This window comes from Nocardioides sp. GCM10027114 (genome assembly GCF_042659625.1).
Taxonomy (GTDB): domain Bacteria; phylum Actinomycetota; class Actinomycetes; order Propionibacteriales; family Nocardioidaceae; genus Nocardioides.
On record NZ_JBHSSS010000003.1, the window covers coordinates 64,578 to 81,693 of the forward strand.

Consider the following 17,116-nt stretch of genomic DNA (forward strand, 5'->3'; position numbering starts at 1 on the left):
GCCGCGGTGCGACCGCGTGCCGAACATAGGCTTCGGCGCGTGGTGCTCGACCTCCTGACCCTCGCCCTGGCCGCCCTCGCCGCCCTGCTGGCCCTCGTGGCCCTGCGCAACCAGGCCGCCGGCCGCCGCCGGCTGGGGGCCGACGCGCTGCCCGAGGACGTCCACGGGCTGCGCCAGGAGGTCGCGGCGCTGCGCGCCGAGGCTCGCGACGCGCTGCGCCACATGGGCGTCGTCCGGTACGACGCCTTCGGCGACATGGGCGGCCACCTGTCCTGGTCGCTCGCGCTGCTCGACGACGGCGGCCACGGCGTGGTGCTGACGTCGATCCACGGCCGCAGCGAGGCCCGCAGCTATGCCAAGAGCATCGAGTCGTGGAGCTGCGCGCAGCCGCTGTCGCCGGAGGAGGAGGAGGCGATCGCGGGGGCCCGCCCCCGCTGACGTTCCTCGCGGGCTGACCGATCAGCCCGGCTCAGCGCGGGACGCGCACCAGCAACCGGCCGTGGACGCAGGTCATCCGCAGCTCCTTGCCGGGGCCGATGGCGTCGCCGTCGAGCTGGCGGGGCGTCTCGGTGGCCGCGCGGACGACGACGGACTGGCCGGTCATCCGGTTGACCAGCTCGTCGGTGTGCTTGCGCTTGAGCAGCACCCGCCAGGCCAGCGGGATCCAGGCGAAGAAGTTGCGGGGGTGCAGGATCACGACGTCGACCTGGCCGTCGTCGATCGCCGCGTCCGGCAGCAGCGGCATGCCGGCCTGGAGGAAGCCCACGTTGCCGATGACGACTGTGCGGGCGCGGTGCCGGGTGAACTCGCCGCCGTCGACGGAGATCTCGACCTTCACGGCCGGGAACATCAGCGACTTCAGCGCCGAGATGACGTAGGCGAACCAGCCGATCTTCTTCTTGATGTCCTCGTTGACGCCCTCCATGATCGCGGCGTCGAAGCCCATCCCGGCCATCACCATGAAGTGGGTGTCCTCCATGCCGTCGCCGGCGACCTCCACCATGTCGATCGCCCGGTCCTGGCCGTTGAGGGCGACGTCGATCGCGGCGCGGATGTAGAGCGGGATGCCGAGGTTGCGGGCCAGCAGGTTGCCGGTGCCGGCGGGGACGATCCCTACCGGGATGCCTGTCCCGGCGAGCTCGGCGCAGACCTCGCGGACGGTGCCGTCGCCGCCGCACACGAGCACCAGGTCTGCGCCGGCGACGGCGGCGGCCTCGGCCATCCCGGTGCCGGGGTCCTCGACGGTGGTGTGGTGCCAGGTCGGGTGCGACCAGCCGGCCTCCCGTGCCATCGCGGTGACGATCGCCTTGAACTGGCCGACGTCCTCGACCTTGACCGGGTTGAGCACGACGGCCAGGCGACGCTCGGACGGCAGCACCTCGGGCAGCGGCTCGGCCTTCTCCGCGAGGCTGCGCGGGAGGGGGCTGTAGACGGCGAGGCCGACCAGGATCACCGTCGTGCCGACCAGCAGCCCGGCGATGGTGTCGCTGGGGAAGTGCCGCCCGAGCAGCACCCGGTCGGCGGCGACGACCAGTGCGAGCACCACGGCGAGCACGTAGGTCAGCTGCCGGACGCTCGAGCGACGGACCAGCATCACCACCAGCACGATGATCGTGCCCGCGAGCGCGGCGATCGAGGAGGAGTGCCCGGATGGGTAGGCGTGCGTCTCCAGCAGCGACTGGGAGCTCTGCCAGTCGGGGCGGGCGCGGCCGATGATCTCCTTGAGCCCGGTGTTGACGACCGTGGTGACGACCAGCGCGCCGACGGAGAACATGGCGGCCCGGCGGTGCTTCTTCCACAGCAGCGCGGCCGCGATCGCCAGCGTGATGACCGTCTTGCCGACGGACCCGAAGATGTCCTCGACGACCAGCAGGGCCCGCACCAGGCCCTCACGGTCCGCGGCCCAGCCCTGGGCGGCCTCGCCACGGTCGTCGAGAGCGGCGACAGGCCCCCAGTCGGCCTGCACGGCGACGGTGAGCAGCGCGAAGAGGACGACGCAGAGCGCGGCCCAGGCGAGCGGGACCCTGCGCGAGCGGTCGAGCACGGTCGGCGCTCCTTCCGGGGGGTACGACGGGTCGCGGGACGCCACGGAGTTTCCCACGTCCGGTCCCCGAACGCGGAGTCCCGGCCCGGGTCGGGGGACGAGACGTGGACCACCTGGGAGCCGGATAGCCTTGCGGGCATGATCGACCCTCGCGTCCTCCGTGAAGACCCCGACCGCGTCCGGGCCGCCCAGGCCAAGCGCGGCCTGTCCGACGACGTCGTCGACCGGGCGCTCTCCGCGGACTCCGCGCGCCGGGCCGCGATCGCCGAGTTCGAGGCCAAGCGGGCCGAGCAGAAGCAGCTCGGCAAGCTGATCCCCCAGGCGCAGGGCGACGAGAAGGCCGGGCTGCTGGCCCGCACCAAGACGCTGGCCGCGGAGGTCAAGGCCGCCGAGGCCGCGCAGAACGCCGCCGAGGAGGAGTGGCACGCCGCCCTGGCGACCATCCCCAACCTCGCCGCCGACGAGGCCCCCGCCGGCGGCGAGGACGACTTCGTGGTGCTCGAGACGGTGGGCGAGCCCCGCGACTTCGGCCGCGAGGGGTTCGAGCCGCGCGACCACATCGAGCTCGGCAGGATCCTCGGGGCGATCGACATCGAGCGCGGCGCCAAGGTGTCGGGCTCGCGCTTCTACTTCCTCACCGGCGTGGGAGCCGAGCTCGAGTTCGCGCTCATCAACCTCGCCAACGAGCACGCCCGCGAGCACGGCTTCACCCAGGTCGTGGCGCCGTCGATGGTCAAGCCGCGCGCCATGGACGGCACCGGCTTCCTCGGCCAGGCGGCCGACGACGTCTACCGCATCGAGGGCCAGGACATGTACCTCGTCGGCACCAGCGAGGTGCCGATGGCGGCGTACCACTCGGACGAGATCCTCGACGCCGGCACGCTGCCGCTGCGGTACGCCGCGTTCAGCCCCTGCTTCCGCAAGGAGGCCGGCTCGCACGGCAAGGACACCAAGGGCATCATCCGGGTCCACTGGTTCGACAAGGTCGAGATGTTCGTCTACTCGACCGTCGAGGACTCCTACGCCGAGCACCAGCGGCTGCTCGAGATCGAGAAGTCCTTCCTCGACAAGCTCGAGCTCGCCTACCGGGTGATCGACACCGCCGCCGGCGACCTCGGCCTGTCGGCGCAGCGCAAGTTCGACTGCGAGGCGTGGATCCCCACGCAGGGCAAGTACCGCGAGCTGACCTCGACCTCCAACTGCACCGAGTTCCAGGCCCGCCGCCTCGACATCCGCGGCCGCTTCCTGAACGACGGCGGCAGCGAGATCCGGCCGGTCGCGACGCTCAACGGCACGCTGTGCGCCTCGACCCGGACCATCGTGGCCATCCTCGAGACCCACCAGCAGGCCGACGGGTCGGTGCGGGTCCCCAAGGCCCTGCAGCCCTGGCTCGGCGGTCGCGAGGTCCTCGAGCCGGTGGGCGGCCGGGCTTGACCCGCCGCGCCGGATGGCGGCCACGGCTGGTCGCCCTCGACATCGACGGCACCCTCCTCAAGTGGGTCGACGGCGCCGGCGCGACGTACGAGCAGATCTCGCCGCGCGTCTACGACGCGGTCCACCGCGCCATGGACCGGGGCGCCGACGTGGTGCTCTCCAGCGGCCGGTCACCGCACGGCATGACCCGGGTCGCCGACCTGCTGGGCCTCCACCGCGAGGAGAAGGACCGGCTGTGGGTGGTCGCCTCCAACGGCGCTGTCATCTTCCGTTACCCGCCCATCGAGGTCGTCCACGAGGAGACCTTCGACGCGGCTCCGGCGGTGGCCGCGGTGCTGGAGCACCACCCGGAGGCGCTGGTCGCCGTCGAGGAGCGCGGCGTCGGCTACCGGGTCAACAACCACTTCCCGAGCGGTGAGCTCTCCGGCGAGATGATCCTGACCGAGGTCGACGAGCTCGTCTCCGGCCCGGTCAGTCGTGTCATCATCCGCGACCCCAACGCCACCGCAGACGACTTCGTCGAGCTCGCCTCCCGGCTCGGCCTGCACGGCACCGACTACGTCGTCGGCTGGACCGCCTGGCTCGACCTCACCCCGGTGGGGGTCTCGAAGGCGTCCGGGCTGGCGATGGTCGCCGAGAAGCTCGGCGTCGAGCAGGACGACGTCCTCGCGATCGGCGACGGTCGCAACGACGTCGAGATGCTGCGCTGGGCCGGCCGGGGGGTGGCCATGGGGCAGGCGATCGAGGAGGTCCACGCGGCCGCCGACGACGTCACCGAGTCGGTCTACGACGACGGCGTGGCCGTCGAGCTCGAGCGGTGGTTCGGGTGAGCCTGCCGGGCGAGGTCGCCACGCTGCGGCTGCGGCTCCCGCTGGTCACCCGCGACGAGCGCGACGACATGCTGGCCGGCCGGCGCCGGCCGCGGTGGCACCCGGACTACCCGCGCGAGGACGACCGCGACGCGGCGAGCATGATCCCCGACGCCGGGCCCGGGCCGTGGCACGTGCGGCACGTGGTCCGCGCCTTCGACGGCCTCGTGGTGGGCACGATCGGGTTCTTCGGTCCGCCCACCGAGGTCGACGGCACCCCGGAGGCGGAGGTCGGCTTCGGGCTGGTCGAGGACGCCCGCGGTCACGGCGCCGCGACCGAGGCGCTGCGCGGCCTGCTCGGCGAGACCGACCGGCTCGGCGTCCGGGTGCGGGCCTCCGTCCGTCCCGAGAACGCCGCCAGCCTGCGGGTGCTGGCCAAGTGCGGCTTCACCGGGCTGCGCGGCAGCAACGAGGACGGCGAGCTGGTGATGGTCCGGCCGCTGGCGCAGCCGGTCGTCGCGTCGTGACCGGCGCGACCGCCCCCCGACCACCGCGTCCGCGCCTGGTCGCCACCGACCTCGACGGCACGTTGGTCCGCAGCGACGGCACCGTCTCGGCGTACACCCACGACGTGATCGCGCGCCTTGACGAGCTCGGGGTGCCGGTCGTCTTCGTGACCGGCCGTCCGCTGCGCTGGGCCGAGGAGGTCTTCGAGTACGTCGGCGGGCACGGGCTGGCGGTCGTCGCCAACGGGGCGCTCGTCTGGGACGTCGAGCGGGACCGGGTCGACCTCACCCGGCCGATCCCGGTCGACGTCGGGCTGGAGGCCTGCCGGCGCATCCGGCACGCCGTGCCGGGGTCGGTCTTCGCCGTCGAGACCCTCGCGGGCATCGCGCTGGAGACCGAGTTCACCGAGCGGCATCCCGTCCCGGACGGCAGCCGCCGCGGCAGCCTGGAGGACGTCTTCGACGAGCCGGCGCTCAAGCTGCTGGCCCGCCACGAGGAGCTGGAGGCGCTCGACTTCTGGACCCGCGCCGAGGAGGCGGTGGGCGACGCGGTCACGATCACCTGGTCCTCGACCTCGACACTGCTGGAGATCAGCGGCGCCGGCGTCACCAAGGCGACCACGCTCGCGCTGCTGTGCGAGCGCCTCGGGGTGGCCCCGCACGAGGTGATCGCGTTCGGCGACATGCCCAACGACATCCCGATGCTCGAGTGGGCCGGCACGGCGTACGCCATGGCGGACGCGCACCCGACGGTCCGGGCGGTGACGCCGCACCTCGCGCCCGGCCACGACGACGACGGGGTGGCGCGGGTGCTGGCTGGTGTGTTCGGCCTGTGATCTGGTGGGATTGCCCCGTGCTTCCCACGGTCCGCCTGCTCATCGCCGCGCTGGTGCTCGCCTGCGTCGGCGTGGTGACCTCCACGTCGCCGGCGCAAGCCTGCCCGTGCACCGCCACGTCCGTCGAGCGTGACGCCGAGCGGGCCGACGTCGTCTTCAGCGGCGTGGTCGTCGACCAGACCGCCCGCAGCGGCAGCCGCGGCACGACCTCCTACCGGGTCGAGCCCGAGACCCTCTACAAGGGCGACGTGTCCCGTACCCGCGTGCGTGTGACGTCGCCGGCCAACGACGAGTGCGGCCTGGGCGACCTGCAGGTCGACGAGCGCTACGTCTTCTTCGTCACCGAGTCCGGCGCCGACCTCGCGACCGACCGCTGCGCCGGCACCGGCCCGGCCGGCGACCGGCTGGTGCGCCTCGTCGAGGAGACCCTCGGCGCCGGCACCGACCTGAGTCCGCGCGAGCCCGCCGAGACCGAGCAGGCGGAGTTCACCCGGCTCGAGGACGCCGAGCCCGAGCGGCTCTCGCGGCTCGCGGCGCCGGGCGTGGCGCTGGTGCTGGTCGGCGTGCTGGGCCTGCTGGTGGTCTCCCGGCGCTCGCGCCGGGCCTGACCGACCGTCCGACGACCTAGAGGTACATCCCGCCGGACTCGCCCTGCTGTCGCGGCACGTCGCCCTGCTCGGCCTCGTGGCGCCCGTGCGGGTGGGGGTGCGCCCCGGGCAGCGCCTTGCGCATCTGCTCCAGCTGGGCGCGGGCGGCGACCTGCTGGGCGTAGATGGCGGTCTGGATGCCGTGGAAGAGGCCCTCGAGCCAGCCGACGAGCTGCGCCTGGGCGATGCGGAGCTCCCCCTCGGACGGGGTGGTGTCCTCCGTGAACGGCAGCGACAGCCGCTCGAGCTCCTCGACCAGCTCGGGGGCGAGGCCGGTCTCGAGCTCCTGGATCGAGGCGTGGTGGATGTCGCGGAGCCGGTTGCGGCTGGCCTCGTCGAGCGGCGCGGCCTTCACCTCGTCGAGGAGCTGGCGGATCATGCTGCCGATCCGCATCACCTTGGCGGGCTGCTCGACCAGGTCGGTGATGGCCCGCTCGTCGTCGCCCTCCCCGGCCTGGCCGGCGGTCGCGGCCGCGACCACCGAGGCGGGCAGGGTGCCGACGGGCTGGCCGTCGGGCCCGACGACCACCACGTGCTGCTCCGGGTCCGGCTGGCCGCCTGCCTGGCCGGCGTTCTCGCTGTCCTCGGGGCGGTTGTCGCTCATGGGCCTCACCCTACGGGGCGGCCGGAGGGGGCAGGTCAGGTCGTGAGCAGGATCTTCCCGACGTTGTCGCCGGCCTCCATGAGGGCGTGCGCCTCGGCGGCGCGCTCCAGCGGCAGGGACGTGTGGACCACCGGCTGCACCGAGCCCTCGGCCACCAGCGGCCACACGTGCTCGGCGACGGAGCGGCAGATCGCGGCCTTCTCGTCGGTCGGCCGCGAGCGCAGCGCCGTCGCGATGACGGCCCCCCGCTTGCGCAGCAGCGCCGCGATGTCGAGCTCGCCCTTCGTGCCGCCCTGCATCCCGATGATGACCAGCCGCCCCTTGTCGGCGAGCGCGGTCACGTTGCGGCCGAGGTACTTCGCGCCCATGTTGTCGAGCACGACGTCGGCCCCGCGGCCGTCGGTGGCCCCACGCACCGCCTCCACGAAGTCCTCCTCGCGGTAGTTGACGGCGACGTCGGCGCCGAGCTCGCGGCAGCGCTCGAGCTTGGCGGGCGAGCCCGCGGTGGTGACGACCCGCGCGTCCAGCGCCTTCGCGAGCTGGATCGCGAAGGTGCCGATCCCGCCGGCTCCGCCGTGGACGAGCAGGGTCTCGCCCCGCTGGAGGTGGGCGACCATGACGACGTTCGACCAGACCGTGCACGCCACCTCGGGCAGCGCCGCCGCCGTCACCAGGTCGACCCCGCCGGGCAGCGGCATGACCTGGCCCGCGGGGACGGCCACCTTGTCGGCGTACCCGCCGCCCGCGAGCAGGGCGCACACCTCGTCGCCGACGGCGAGGCCGGTGACGTCGGGGCCGAGCGCGGCGACGGTGCCGCTGCACTCGAGGCCCAGCACGTCAGAGGCGCCCCTGGGTGGCGGGTAGTGCCCCTGCCGCTGCAGCAGGTCGGCGCGGTTGACCGCGGTCGCGGCGACGTCGAGGACCACCTCGCCCGGACCGGGCTCGGGGTCGGGCAGCTCGGAGACGTTCAGGACCTCGGGTCCTCCGGGCGCGGAGGCGACGACGGCTCGCATGCGGGTCACCCTACGGGCGTCCGCCGGCCCCTCCGGACCCCTCAGTCCTCGAACTCGTCGCCGCTGTGGTCGACCGCGCTGTCGTCGGGGATCTCGTCGTCCACGTCGACCGGGTCTGGCGCGCCGGCGGGCTTGTCCCAGCCCTCGGCAAGGGACTGCGCCCGGGCCGCCAGCTGCTCGACCTGCTCGGGGTCGGCCTTCAGCGTGCCCGCGGCGTAGCCGAGCAGGTAGGTCGTGACCGGCGCGGCCATCCGCTCCACCTGGTGGGCGGCGACGCGCGCCAGGTCCAGCACCAGTGCCTCGTCGACCTCCGCGTCGACGTCGAGCACGTCGCACAGCTCGTCGATCCAGTCGTGCAGGTTCACAAGCCCCACCATGGCGACTCCGGAGTGGCCCCGCAAGCCCCGGGTCAGAGGTCGCGCAGGTCCGCCCAGGTGTCGACGTCGGCCGACTCGGCCCCGTGCGCCGGCACCGTCGCGAGCTCGAGCGGGCCCAGGAGCTGGTGCAGCGGCAGCCCGTGGGGGTCCGCGGGCGCCACCCGCGCGAGCGCCTCGGCGGCGACCACCCCGGCGAGCTGGCGCCGGCCGTCGGGGTCGGCGAGGAAGGCCCCGTCGTGCCCGTCGGCAGCCTCCAGCAGCCGGGTCACGGTCGCGGCCGTCACGTGCGGCATGTCGACGGCCAGCACCACCACGAGCCGCGGCGGGGCTGCGAGCGCGGCCACCCCCGCGAGCAGCCCGGCGGCGGGTCCGCCGTGGGTGGGGTCCTCCCGGGTGAAGGTGACCGGGCGCGACGTGGGGACCGGGTCGCCGACGACGACGGTCTGCGTCGCCGCGGCGGTCGCGACCAGCGCGTGCTCGAGCAGCGTCCGGCCGGCGTGCTCGATGCCGGCCTTGTCGGCGCCGCCGAGCCGGGCGCCGGTGCCGCCGGCCAGCACGACCGCCGCCACGGCCGCGTCGACCGCCCCACGACCCGCGCGCCCCTCCGACCGGTCAGCCACCCCCGCAGTCTCCCACCGACCCCGGCGGGGTGGCAGGCTGGAGGGATGGTGCTGCGAGTCGCGGTGGTGCAGGAGGCGTCCGGGCTGGACCCGGCGGCGAACCGGGAGGCCCTCGCCGGTCTGGTGCCCGACGGCACGGACCTGGTGGTGCTGCCCGAGGCTTACGCCCGCGACTTCGGCGAGGCCGGCTCCGACGTCAGCCCGTACGCCGAGCCGGTGCCGGGGCCGTTCGCCGACGAGGTCGAGCGGGTGGCCAAGGAGCGCGGCACCACCGTCGTGGCCGGCATGTTCGAGCGCAGCGACGACCCGGCCAAGCCGTTCAACACCCTCGTCGTGCGCGGAGCCGCCACGGCGGACTACCGCAAGATCCACCTCTACGACTCGTTCGGCTACCGGGAGTCCGACCGGCTCACCGCCGGGGTCGTGGAGCCGCGGCTGGTCGAGGTCGGCGGGCTGCGGCTGGGCCTGATGACCTGCTACGACCTGCGCTTCCCCGAGCTGGCCCGGCTGCTGGTGGGCGAGGGCGCCGAGGTGCTGGTGGTCCCGGCCGCCTGGGTGGCCGGTCCGCGCAAGGTCGACCACTGGCGCACCCTCGTCCGTGCCCGGGCGATCGAGAACACGGCGTACGTCGTGGCGGCGGCGCAGCCGGGCCCGCGCTACACCGGTCACTCGCTGGTGGTCGACCCGATGGGCGAGGTCCTGGCCGAGGCCGGGGACGGCCCGGAGACGCTGCGGGCCGAGCTGGACCGCGAGGTGCTCGCCGAGGCCCGGCGTACCAACCCCTCGCTGGCGAACCGCCGAATGTAACCTAGACGTCCGTGTCCACCGCCCCACCGCGTCGCCGCGCCGTCCGGCCGCCGTCCCGGTGGGAGCGCGCCCTGACGCGGACGGAGGAGCGGATCAGGAAGCTCCGGTCGAGCCGGTTCCCGCAGCTGCTCTGGGTGCTCGCCGTCGTCGGTGGTCTGGCCGCGCTCGTGTTCTCCGGGGTCGGCATCGGCCCCGAGTGGCTGGGTGCCGCCGGCTCGACGGCGATCGCGAGCGCCTACACGTGGGCGCTCGCCGCCCGCGCCGGTGGCCGGCCGCTGTTCTTCGGGGCGCTGGCGTTCGCCTACGGCGTGACGGCCACGGTCGCCGGCACCGACGTCCTCACGACGGGTGCCGCCGTCGGCACCTGCGTCGTCAGCGCCGTCCTCGCGGTCATGGCGACGGTCCCGGCGGTCCGATTCGTGCACGCTGCACGCGAGGCGGTCGTGGCGCTGCTGGTCGCGGCCGTCGGCGCGGTCGCCACGGTCGGCTTCGAGCCCACGATCTCCCTGCTGCGTTTCGAGTACGTCACCCTCGGCCTCGCCCTCGCGGGCGCGCTCGGGCTGGTCTACCGGCTCGGCGCCGGCCTGCACGGGTTGGGTCGTCGCGGGGTGGTCGTCGTGCTCGTCGGCAGCGTCGTCCTCGGCGTCACGCTGGCGTACGCCGAGTTGCTGCGCCGCTACGGCACCCCCGGCCTGGTCGGGTCGCTGCTCGACGGCATCCGGTGGACGCGCGCCGAGCTCGGCGCCTTCCCACGCCCGCTCGTGGCCGTGCTCGGCATCCCGGCGCTGGTCTGGGGCTGCTACATGCGCGCCCGCCGCCGGCAGGGCTGGTGGGTCTGCGCGTTCGGTGTCGCGGCGACCGCCCCCGTGGCGCAGGCGCTCGTCAACACCACCGTCTCGCGCACCGAGGCGCTGCTGGCGGTCCTCTACGCGCTCGTCGTGGGCCTCGCGGTCGGCTTCGTCCTCGTCCGGCTCGACCTGCGGTTCACGGCCCCGAAGGGCCGCCGCGGCCGCCGTGCCGAGGAGGCGGCCAGCGCCGTCCGTCCCGAGCCCGGCCGCACCGAGGCGCTGCTCTGAGGGCCCCATGAGGGCGCCGGTGCGGCTGTTCCGGGTACGCGCGAGTAACGACTAGGTTCGCGTGCATGGCGCGCGAACAGGTGACGGAGATCCTCGCGGAGATGGTGGCCAACGTGATGAACGTCGAGGTCGCCCCCGGGGACACCGTCACGGCCGGCGACACCGTGGTGCTGCTGGAGTCGATGAAGATGGAGATCCCCGTGATCTCCGAGCACACCGGCCGGGTCTCGGCGGTCAAGGTCAGCCCCGGCGACGTCGTCCAGGAGGGCGACGTCCTCATCGCCATCACGCACTGAGCGGATCCCGGGCGGGGTCCCTACCGGGATCTCGGTACCTGCCGGGCGCAAGGGTCTCCGAGCCGGTCGCTGCGGCTAGCGTCCCGTGGCAGTGACTCTGGCCTCCAGACCCTCCGGGAGGTGCCATGTCCCGACGTGGCTCCGCACTGACCCTCCTCACCTCTGCCGCCCTCCTCGTGGCGGCCGCCCTCGTGGCGACACCCGGCGCTTCGGGGGACGCACCGGACAACCGTCCACCCGTGGTCGTGGTCGACCCGGAGTTCGAGGTGGGGGCGCAGGTCAGGAGATGGCTCGGCTACGTCTGCGAGGGGCATGAAGTCACTGAAGTGCCCTACCTGGTCCGCTACTCCGCCACGGATGAGTCCGGCATCCGCTGGTACAACCGGTGGAACCTCGACGGGGACAGTGAACCCGAAGGTCCTAGCGACTTCTGGGGTGACTTCGACAGGCTCCCGTGGCACGACACCCTGACGGACTACGGCGGCGAGTGCGGCGGACGCATCCCGGAACAGTCGGGGTGGGCGGTCACCGCCTACGACCAGGCGGACAACGCGAAGTACGCCACCTCGGGTCCGGCGCAGCCGGAGGTCTACCAGCAGGACGGCGTATCAGTGGAACTTGACGCTGAGGCCATCCCCGTCGACCGGACCGGCCGGTGGCGGACGTCGACGTGCCGGTGCGCCTCGGGCGGGACGCAGATGCACACCTGGGGACGCGGCGCCACGGCGACGTACTGGATCGAGGTCGCCTCGGCGCGCGGGGCGCACCTCGGCCTGGTCATGCCGCAGGGGCCGAAGCGGGGGCGCTTCCAGGTCCTCGTGGACGGGGACGTGGTGGCGACGCTGGACAGCCTCGCGACGCGCAACCGCAACCGTGTCGTCGTGTGGCACGGCGTGGTGGAGCAGGGCGACCACACGCTGGCGGTGCGCAACCTGCGGACCTCGGGCCGGGGACGGATCGACGTCGACGCGGTGCTGGTCTACGAGCGGCGGCAGTACGTCTCGTGATCCTGACTGGCAGAGGGGGCGGGATTCGAACCCGCGGCTGACATCTCTGCCAGCGACCGCTTTCAAGGCGGTTCCGATCGGCCACTCCGGCACCCCTCCGTGCCGTCCGGGGACGGCGCGACGAGTCTAGGCGCCCGCCCGGGCGGCGAAGTGGGCCGGGCGGCCCTGAGGGTCAGCCATCACTCGGACCCGCCGAGCTCCAGCTCCACCTCGTCGTACGCCAGGTCGTGCAGCCGCTGGCAGTAGTGGCCGATGTCCGTGGTCAGGCGCCGCAGCTCCCGGCAGATGCCGGCCACGTCCGGGCTCTGGAGGACCACCGGTCCGAGCCGGCCGAGCCGCCCCAGCAGCAGGTCGCGCTCGCGCAGCAGCGTCACGCTGCGCGCCGCCAGCCAGCCGTCCGTCGCCGCGTCTCCCTCGCTGCCGAGGGCGTCACGCAGCTCGCCCAGCAGGCGTCGTACCTGCCAGCGCCAGCTGGCCGTCGCGCCGGTGGGTGCCTCGGGGACGGCCGACAGCGGCAGCGGTGGCGCGTCCAGCGCGACCGTGAGGCTGTGGAGCGCGGTCGCGGTGGGGGTAGCGGTCATGACGACCTCCCGGATGGCCCAGGTTCCGGCGGGGGATTCGAGTGTCCGCCCGCGGCCCCGCCGCGGCAACCCCTCCGGACGGCCGGTTCCGGCGGCGAGGGACAATCGACCCCATGTCGTCCGACTATCGGCTCGCTCCCGCCCTCGGCGCCCGCCTGGTGGGCCTGCTCATCGTCGCCGTGGCTTTGCTGGTCTTCGGAGCGACCCTCCTGATCGCCGTGCTCGAGCTCTCCGTGCTCGTGCTGCTGCCGGTCGCGGTGGTCGGCGTCGCGGCCGTGCTGGGCGTGGGAGCGTGGCTGCGGGCCACTCCGGTGGTCCGGCTCGACGACGAGGGCTACCGGGTCCGGCTGGTGCGCGGCGCCGGCGTCCGGCAGGCCCGCTGGAAGGACGTCGCCGAGGCGGTGGCCTCCCACCCGCGCGGCATCCCGTGCCTCGTGCTGCGCCTCGCTGACGGCCGCAGCACCACCATCCCGGTGCAGGCACTGGCGGCGGACCGCGACGAGTTCGCCAAGGACGTGCGCGAGCACCTGCGCCGCGCGGAGGGCCTCCGCCCGCTCGACGGCGAGTGAGCAGGACGCCCGGGACGTCCGGGTCGGCACCTGATTCGGCACCCGCGGCACCGGCCTTGTAGCCTGTGCGGGCTGTCCGAGTCGTCGTACGACGACGCGGGCCGTGGAGGAGGCGTCGCCTAGTCCGGTCTATGGCGCCCGCCTGCTAAGCGGGTTGAGGGCAAACCCCTCTCGCGGGTTCAAATCCCGCCGCCTCCGCGGTAGCGTCCGGCCCCTCCGGTTCATCCGGAGGGGCCGTTCGTCTTCCAGGGGCAAGCCGCGTGCCCACGACTGCAGGAAAATGCACTGCAAGTTTCTGACCCAACGATCGACTGCCGATCTCTGCACGGGTCCACCAAGATTGGTCCATCGGGTCCAGCCCAGCACCCGAACCCCGACGCGAAGGCGGAAATCAACATGAAGATCGTGACCAAGGTCGGCATCGTCGTGGCGACCGTTGCGATGAGCGTCGGACTGCTCGGCGCTCCGGCCGAGGCCCTGCGCGACACCAGCTGGGGCTGCCCCGGCTGTCGCGTCGCTCCCTGAGAACACCCCCCCTGTTTTGAGACGGGGACCTGCCACCCCCCACCCGACCGGTCCCAGTGCCACCCCCCCGGCCCGTCTCAACCACACGAGGACAGTGACCATGTCACTGTCCTCGTGTTGATTTCTGAGCCGAGCGGGTGAGCTGGTCGTCGGCCTGAGCGGCGCGCTAGTCGTCGGCCTGAGCGGCGCGCTAGCCGTCGGCCTGAGCGGCCGAGGCGTCGGTGCGCTCCCGTCCGGAGATGCCGCGCTGCCCCATGACGTAGCCGAGCTGGAACCGGGTCTCGGCCTCGTACTCCGATTTGAGGTCGGCGACGTAGCCGGCGTAGGTGCGCGGGCTGACCCCGAGCCGCTTGGCGCTCACCGGGTCGGCGTGGCCCTCGATGAGCATCCGGATCGTCATCGCGCGCTGCTCGGCCGCGATGTCGCGCAGCAGCGACGTCTCCCGGTTGGTGAAGGGCCGGGCGCGCTCCCAGGTCCGCTCGAAGATGTCGACCAGGTAGGCGATCATGTTCGGCTCGCGCACCGACAGCGCGACCGCCAGTCCCGCTTTCCCCGGGATCACGGCGATGCGACGGTCGACGATGATGATCCGGTTGAAGAACTCGTCCAGCGTGCGCACCTCGGCGCCCTTGGCGGTGACGGCCGCGACGTACTGGTGCGTGACCGAGGACCGCCGGGCGCTGTGCTGGTAGAGGGTGCGCATCCGCACGCCGCGCTCGAGCGCCGCGGTGTCGCGCTCGGCGGCGGCCGCCATGATGGCGGCGTCGCGGCCGGTCTGGGGCTGCGCCGTCAGCAGCTCCTCCTCGGCGTCGGCCACCACGCCGGAGATGTAGGACTGGATGGCCTCGGGACCGTGGATCTCGGTCAGCGGCCCGCGGGCGGACTGGGGTGACTTGCGCCAGGCCTGCGACAGCGAACCGAAGGCGCGGGCCCACTCGGCGGACTCGGCGATCAGCTCGGCGCCACGGACCCCCAGCGGTCCCACCACGCGCGACTGCACCGTCGACGGGTCGACCGCGACGTAGCCCTCGGTCTCCCGGTCGAGGATGACGAGGTCGAGCTCGAGGAGCAGCTCGAACGCGGCGCGGCACTCCGCACCCTCCGTGATGCGGGGGTCGTCGGCGGCGATGCCGTCCTGCGCGACGATCTCCTCGTAGAGGGACGCGGCCTCGTGCTGGAAGAGCGCGCGCCTGTCAGGTCCGAACTCGCTCACTCACGCTCCCGTCGTCCCCCGTGTCACCCGTGCCAGAGCGCCGATCATGGCACAGCGGCGGCCCCGGAACGCGGAGAGCCCCGACCGCCCTGGGGCGGCCGGGGCTCCCCCGGTGTCGTGCGTGGTGCTCAGGCGCCCAGTCGGGCCTTGAGACCGTCCAGCTCGGTCCAGAGAACCGCGGGCAGCTGCTCGCCGAACTTCTCGAACCACTCCTGGATCTGCGGGATCTCGGCCTTCCACTCCTCGACGTCGACCGCGAGCGCCGCCTCGAGCTGATCGGCGGTCATGTCGAGCCCGTCGGTGTCGAGCGCCTCCGGGGTCGGCACCTGGCCGATCGGCGTCTCGACCGCCGGGGCCTGGCCGTCGATCCGCTCGACGACCCACTTCAGCACGCGGCTGTTCTCGCCGAACCCGGGCCACAGGAAGTCGCCCTGCTCGTCGCGGCGGAACCAGTTGACGTAGAAGATCCTCGGCAGCTTGGCCGCGTCGTTCTCCTTGCCGACCGTGATCCAGTGGTTGAAGTAGTCGCCGGCGTTGTAGCCGATGAACGGCAGCATCGCCATCGGGTCGCGGCGCACCACGCCGACCTGGCCGACCGCGGCTGCCGTGGTCTCGGACGACAGGGTGGCGCCGAGGAAGGTGCCGTGGGTCCAGTCGCGGGCCTCGAACACGAGCGGCACCGTGGTCTTGCGTCGACCACCGAACAGGATCGCGTCGATCGGGACGCCGCGGGGGTCGTCGTACTCGGGCGCGAGGATGTCGCACTGCTTGATCGGGGTGCAGTAGCGGCTGTTGGGGTGGCTGGACAGTGCGTCGCTGCCCGGGCCCCACTCCTCGCCCTTCCACGACGTGGCGCGGGCCGGTGGGTTCTCGAGGCCCTCCCACCAGATGTCGCCTTCCTCGGTGAGGGCGACGTTGGTGAACACGGAGTTCCCCTTGTTGATGGTGCGCATCGCGTTGGGGTTGGTGTGCTCGTTGGTGCCGGGGGCGACGCCGAAGAAGCCGTACTCCGGGTTGACCGCCCACAGCCGGCCGTCGTCGCCGATCCGCATCCACGCGATGTCGTCGCCAAGGGTCTCGACCTTCCAGCCCGGGATCGTGGGCTGGAGCATCGCGAGGTTCGTCTTGCCGCAGGCGCTCGGGAAGGCGGCCGCGATGTACTTCACGACGCCCTCGGGCGAGGTCAGCTTGAGGATCAGCATGTGCTCGGCCAACCAGCCCTCGTCGCGGGCCATGACGCTGGCGATGCGCAGGGCGTAGCACTTCTTGCCGAGCAGCGAGTTGCCGCCGTAGCCGGAGCCGAACGACCAGATCATGCGCTCCTCGGGGAACTGCACGATGTACTTGGTGTCGTTGCACGGCCACGGCACGTCGGCCTGGCCGTCCTCGAGCGGCATGCCGACCGAGTGGAGGGCGGGCACCCAGCTCATCTCGGCGCCGGCGGCCTCGAGCTCCTCCATGCGGCGCAGCACGTGGGTGCCCATGCGAGCCATCACGCGCATGCTGGCGGTGACGTACGCGGAGTCGGTGATCTCGATGCCGAACATCGGCTTCTCGGCGTCGAGGTGGCCCATGACGAAGGGGATGACGTACATCGTCCGGCCCTTCATGCAGCCCGCGTAGAGCTTGCGCATGAGCGCCTTCATCTCGTCCGGGTCCATCCAGTTGTTGGTGGGACCCGCGTCCTTCTTGTCGACGGAGCAGATGTAGGTGCGGTCCTCGACCCGGGCCACGTCGGTGGGGTCGGTGCGCGCGTAGAAGGAGTTCGGCTTGATCTGCGGGTTGAGCCGGGTGAAGGTCCCCGACGCCACCAGGGCGTCGGTGAGCTCGGTCCACTCCTCGTCGGAGCCCGTGCACCAGTGGATCCGGTCGGGTGTCGTCAGGGTGGCGACCTCGTCGACGAAGTCGAGGATGCCCCGGTGGGTCGTGGGCGCCTGCGTCTGGGCGGTCATGAGTTCCCTCTCGCGCATTCGCGGCGCCTGCCCCCGTCGTACGACGCTTGTCGCGCGGCGTGGGAGCCGCCGGCCGTCGAGCGTATCGACGGTGGTGTCGTGGAGTCCTATGCGTGCGCACGGCCTCGTTGCCGGCGACGATTTGTGGCCGGAGGGTCGTCGAACCCCCCGCGTTGCTGGGAGGCTATCCCGCTGGGGAC

20 protein-coding genes and 2 tRNA genes are annotated in these 17,116 nt (G+C 73.0%); 13 read left to right on the top strand and 9 right to left on the bottom strand.

Annotated elements, in window-relative coordinates; translation table 11 throughout:
• Positions 1-39 precede the first annotated feature (39 nt).
• Positions 40-438: a DUF4446 family protein gene (locus ACFP2E_RS02510; protein WP_378522288.1), complete on the top strand. Its 399-nt coding sequence runs from the start codon at positions 40-42 to the stop codon at positions 436-438.
• Between the two features lie 31 nt (positions 439-469).
• Here the strand turns inward: ACFP2E_RS02510 and ACFP2E_RS02515 are convergent, their stop codons facing one another.
• Positions 470-2,044, bottom strand: a complete 1,575-nt coding sequence (locus ACFP2E_RS02515) for a diacylglycerol kinase family protein (protein WP_378522289.1) — start codon at positions 2,042-2,044, stop codon at positions 470-472.
• A 138-nt stretch (positions 2,045-2,182) separates the two neighbouring features.
• Here ACFP2E_RS02515 and serS point away from each other — a divergent pair, with 138 nt between their 5' ends.
• From serS to ACFP2E_RS02540, 5 genes are read left to right on the top strand one after another with little or no spacing between them, the layout of a single operon-like run.
• The gene (gene serS / locus ACFP2E_RS02520; RefSeq protein WP_378522290.1) at positions 2,183-3,478 is read left to right on the top strand and encodes a serine--tRNA ligase; all 1,296 of its coding nucleotides are present in this window, start codon (positions 2,183-2,185) and stop codon (positions 3,476-3,478) included.
• Positions 3,475-4,308: an HAD family hydrolase gene (locus ACFP2E_RS02525; protein WP_378522291.1), complete on the top strand. Its 834-nt coding sequence runs from the start codon at positions 3,475-3,477 to the stop codon at positions 4,306-4,308. The genes serS and ACFP2E_RS02525 overlap by 4 nt, the downstream gene beginning before the upstream one ends.
• Positions 4,305-4,814 (top strand): GNAT family N-acetyltransferase, encoded by a 510-nt coding sequence (locus tag ACFP2E_RS02530; protein ID WP_378522292.1) that lies wholly within the window; start codon positions 4,305-4,307, stop codon positions 4,812-4,814. Before ACFP2E_RS02525 ends, ACFP2E_RS02530 begins: the two co-directional genes overlap by 4 nt.
• The gene (locus ACFP2E_RS02535; protein WP_378522293.1) at positions 4,811-5,629 is read left to right on the top strand and encodes an HAD family hydrolase; all 819 of its coding nucleotides are present in this window, start codon (positions 4,811-4,813) and stop codon (positions 5,627-5,629) included. The genes ACFP2E_RS02530 and ACFP2E_RS02535 overlap by 4 nt, the downstream gene beginning before the upstream one ends.
• 17 nt (positions 5,630-5,646) lie before the next feature.
• On the top strand, positions 5,647-6,237 hold the full coding sequence (locus ACFP2E_RS02540) for a hypothetical protein (RefSeq protein ID WP_378522294.1): 591 nt from the start codon (positions 5,647-5,649) through the stop codon (positions 6,235-6,237).
• A 16-nt stretch (positions 6,238-6,253) separates the two neighbouring features.
• Here the strand turns inward: ACFP2E_RS02540 and ACFP2E_RS02545 are convergent, their stop codons facing one another.
• Genes ACFP2E_RS02545 through ACFP2E_RS02560 form a run of 4 tightly spaced genes read right to left on the bottom strand, consistent with a single transcriptional unit; the run spans position 6,254 to position 8,890 of the window.
• On the bottom strand, positions 6,254-6,880 hold the full coding sequence (locus tag ACFP2E_RS02545) for a bacterial proteasome activator family protein (RefSeq protein ID WP_378522295.1): 627 nt from the start codon (positions 6,878-6,880) through the stop codon (positions 6,254-6,256).
• Positions 6,881-6,915: 35 nt separating this feature from the next.
• Positions 6,916-7,893: an NAD(P)H-quinone oxidoreductase gene (locus tag ACFP2E_RS02550; protein WP_378522296.1), complete on the bottom strand. Its 978-nt coding sequence runs from the start codon at positions 7,891-7,893 to the stop codon at positions 6,916-6,918.
• A 41-nt stretch (positions 7,894-7,934) separates the two neighbouring features.
• The gene (locus ACFP2E_RS02555; protein WP_378522297.1) at positions 7,935-8,270 is read right to left on the bottom strand and encodes a DUF6457 domain-containing protein; all 336 of its coding nucleotides are present in this window, start codon (positions 8,268-8,270) and stop codon (positions 7,935-7,937) included.
• 32 nt (positions 8,271-8,302) lie between these two features.
• Positions 8,303-8,890, bottom strand: a complete 588-nt coding sequence (locus ACFP2E_RS02560) for a molybdenum cofactor guanylyltransferase (RefSeq protein WP_378522298.1) — start codon at positions 8,888-8,890, stop codon at positions 8,303-8,305.
• Between the two features lie 45 nt (positions 8,891-8,935).
• Here ACFP2E_RS02560 and ACFP2E_RS02565 point away from each other — a divergent pair, with 45 nt between their 5' ends.
• The 4 genes from ACFP2E_RS02565 (at position 8,936) to ACFP2E_RS02580 (ending at position 12,076) form a co-directional block, all read left to right on the top strand.
• The gene (locus tag ACFP2E_RS02565) at positions 8,936-9,697 is read left to right on the top strand and encodes a carbon-nitrogen hydrolase family protein (protein WP_378522299.1); all 762 of its coding nucleotides are present in this window, start codon (positions 8,936-8,938) and stop codon (positions 9,695-9,697) included.
• An 11-nt stretch (positions 9,698-9,708) separates the two neighbouring features.
• Positions 9,709-10,773 carry a hypothetical protein gene (locus ACFP2E_RS02570; RefSeq protein ID WP_378522300.1) on the top strand — a complete coding sequence of 355 codons (1,065 nt, stop codon included), beginning with the start codon at positions 9,709-9,711 and terminating at the stop codon, positions 10,771-10,773.
• A gap of 65 nt (positions 10,774-10,838) precedes the next feature.
• On the top strand, positions 10,839-11,069 hold the full coding sequence (locus tag ACFP2E_RS02575; protein WP_378522301.1) for a biotin/lipoyl-binding carrier protein: 231 nt from the start codon (positions 10,839-10,841) through the stop codon (positions 11,067-11,069).
• Between the two features lie 125 nt (positions 11,070-11,194).
• Positions 11,195-12,076, top strand: coding sequence for a hypothetical protein (locus ACFP2E_RS02580; protein WP_378522302.1), 882 nt, complete (start codon positions 11,195-11,197; stop codon positions 12,074-12,076).
• 7 nt (positions 12,077-12,083) lie between these two features.
• On the opposite strand, the gene ACFP2E_RS02585 is transcribed toward ACFP2E_RS02580, so the two are convergent.
• Positions 12,084-12,175, bottom strand: a tRNA-Ser gene (locus ACFP2E_RS02585).
• Positions 12,176-12,255: 80 nt separating this feature from the next.
• Entirely contained in the window at positions 12,256-12,657 is a 402-nt protein-coding gene (locus tag ACFP2E_RS02590; RefSeq protein ID WP_378522303.1) for a hypothetical protein, read from the bottom strand.
• Between the two features lie 113 nt (positions 12,658-12,770).
• Between ACFP2E_RS02590 and ACFP2E_RS02595 the strand changes: the two genes are divergently transcribed.
• The 3 genes from ACFP2E_RS02595 to ACFP2E_RS02605 all read left to right on the top strand — a co-directional run bounded on the left by ACFP2E_RS02595 (position 12,771) and on the right by ACFP2E_RS02605 (position 13,751).
• Positions 12,771-13,226: a hypothetical protein gene (locus tag ACFP2E_RS02595; RefSeq protein ID WP_378522304.1), complete on the top strand. Its 456-nt coding sequence runs from the start codon at positions 12,771-12,773 to the stop codon at positions 13,224-13,226.
• Positions 13,227-13,334: 108 nt separating this feature from the next.
• Positions 13,335-13,424 (top strand) — tRNA-Ser (locus ACFP2E_RS02600).
• Between the two features lie 198 nt (positions 13,425-13,622).
• Positions 13,623-13,751, top strand: coding sequence for a hypothetical protein (locus ACFP2E_RS02605; RefSeq protein ID WP_378522305.1), 129 nt, complete (start codon positions 13,623-13,625; stop codon positions 13,749-13,751).
• Positions 13,752-13,941: 190 nt separating this feature from the next.
• Here ACFP2E_RS02605 and ACFP2E_RS02610 read toward each other — a convergent pair whose 3' ends face one another.
• Positions 13,942-14,964 (bottom strand): LuxR family transcriptional regulator, encoded by a 1,023-nt coding sequence (locus tag ACFP2E_RS02610; RefSeq protein WP_378522306.1) that lies wholly within the window; start codon positions 14,962-14,964, stop codon positions 13,942-13,944.
• Between the two features lie 128 nt (positions 14,965-15,092).
• Positions 15,093-16,916 (bottom strand): phosphoenolpyruvate carboxykinase (GTP), encoded by a 1,824-nt coding sequence (locus ACFP2E_RS02615; protein WP_378522307.1) that lies wholly within the window; start codon positions 16,914-16,916, stop codon positions 15,093-15,095.
• Positions 16,917-17,116: the final 200 nt, after the last annotated feature.

Bases quoted from the DNA above. Each gene is read 5' to 3' on its own strand.
- serS (WP_378522290.1), top strand. From the start codon at position 2,183: ATGATCGACCCTCGCGTCCTCCGTGAAGACCCCGACCGCGTCCGGGCC.
- ACFP2E_RS02545 (WP_378522295.1), bottom strand. From the start codon at position 6,880: ATGAGCGACAACCGCCCCGAGGACAGCGAGAACGCCGGCCAGGCAGGC.
- ACFP2E_RS02550 (WP_378522296.1), bottom strand. From the start codon at position 7,893: ATGCGAGCCGTCGTCGCCTCCGCGCCCGGAGGACCCGAGGTCCTGAAC.
- ACFP2E_RS02555 (WP_378522297.1), bottom strand. From the start codon at position 8,270: ATGGTGGGGCTTGTGAACCTGCACGACTGGATCGACGAGCTGTGCGAC.
- ACFP2E_RS02565 (WP_378522299.1), top strand. From the start codon at position 8,936: ATGGTGCTGCGAGTCGCGGTGGTGCAGGAGGCGTCCGGGCTGGACCCG.
- ACFP2E_RS02575 (WP_378522301.1), top strand. From the start codon at position 10,839: ATGGCGCGCGAACAGGTGACGGAGATCCTCGCGGAGATGGTGGCCAAC.
- ACFP2E_RS02580 (WP_378522302.1), top strand. From the start codon at position 11,195: ATGTCCCGACGTGGCTCCGCACTGACCCTCCTCACCTCTGCCGCCCTC.
- ACFP2E_RS02590 (WP_378522303.1), bottom strand. From the start codon at position 12,657: ATGACCGCTACCCCCACCGCGACCGCGCTCCACAGCCTCACGGTCGCG.
- ACFP2E_RS02595 (WP_378522304.1), top strand. From the start codon at position 12,771: ATGTCGTCCGACTATCGGCTCGCTCCCGCCCTCGGCGCCCGCCTGGTG.
- ACFP2E_RS02605 (WP_378522305.1), top strand. From the start codon at position 13,623: ATGAAGATCGTGACCAAGGTCGGCATCGTCGTGGCGACCGTTGCGATG.
- ACFP2E_RS02615 (WP_378522307.1), bottom strand. From the start codon at position 16,916: ATGACCGCCCAGACGCAGGCGCCCACGACCCACCGGGGCATCCTCGAC.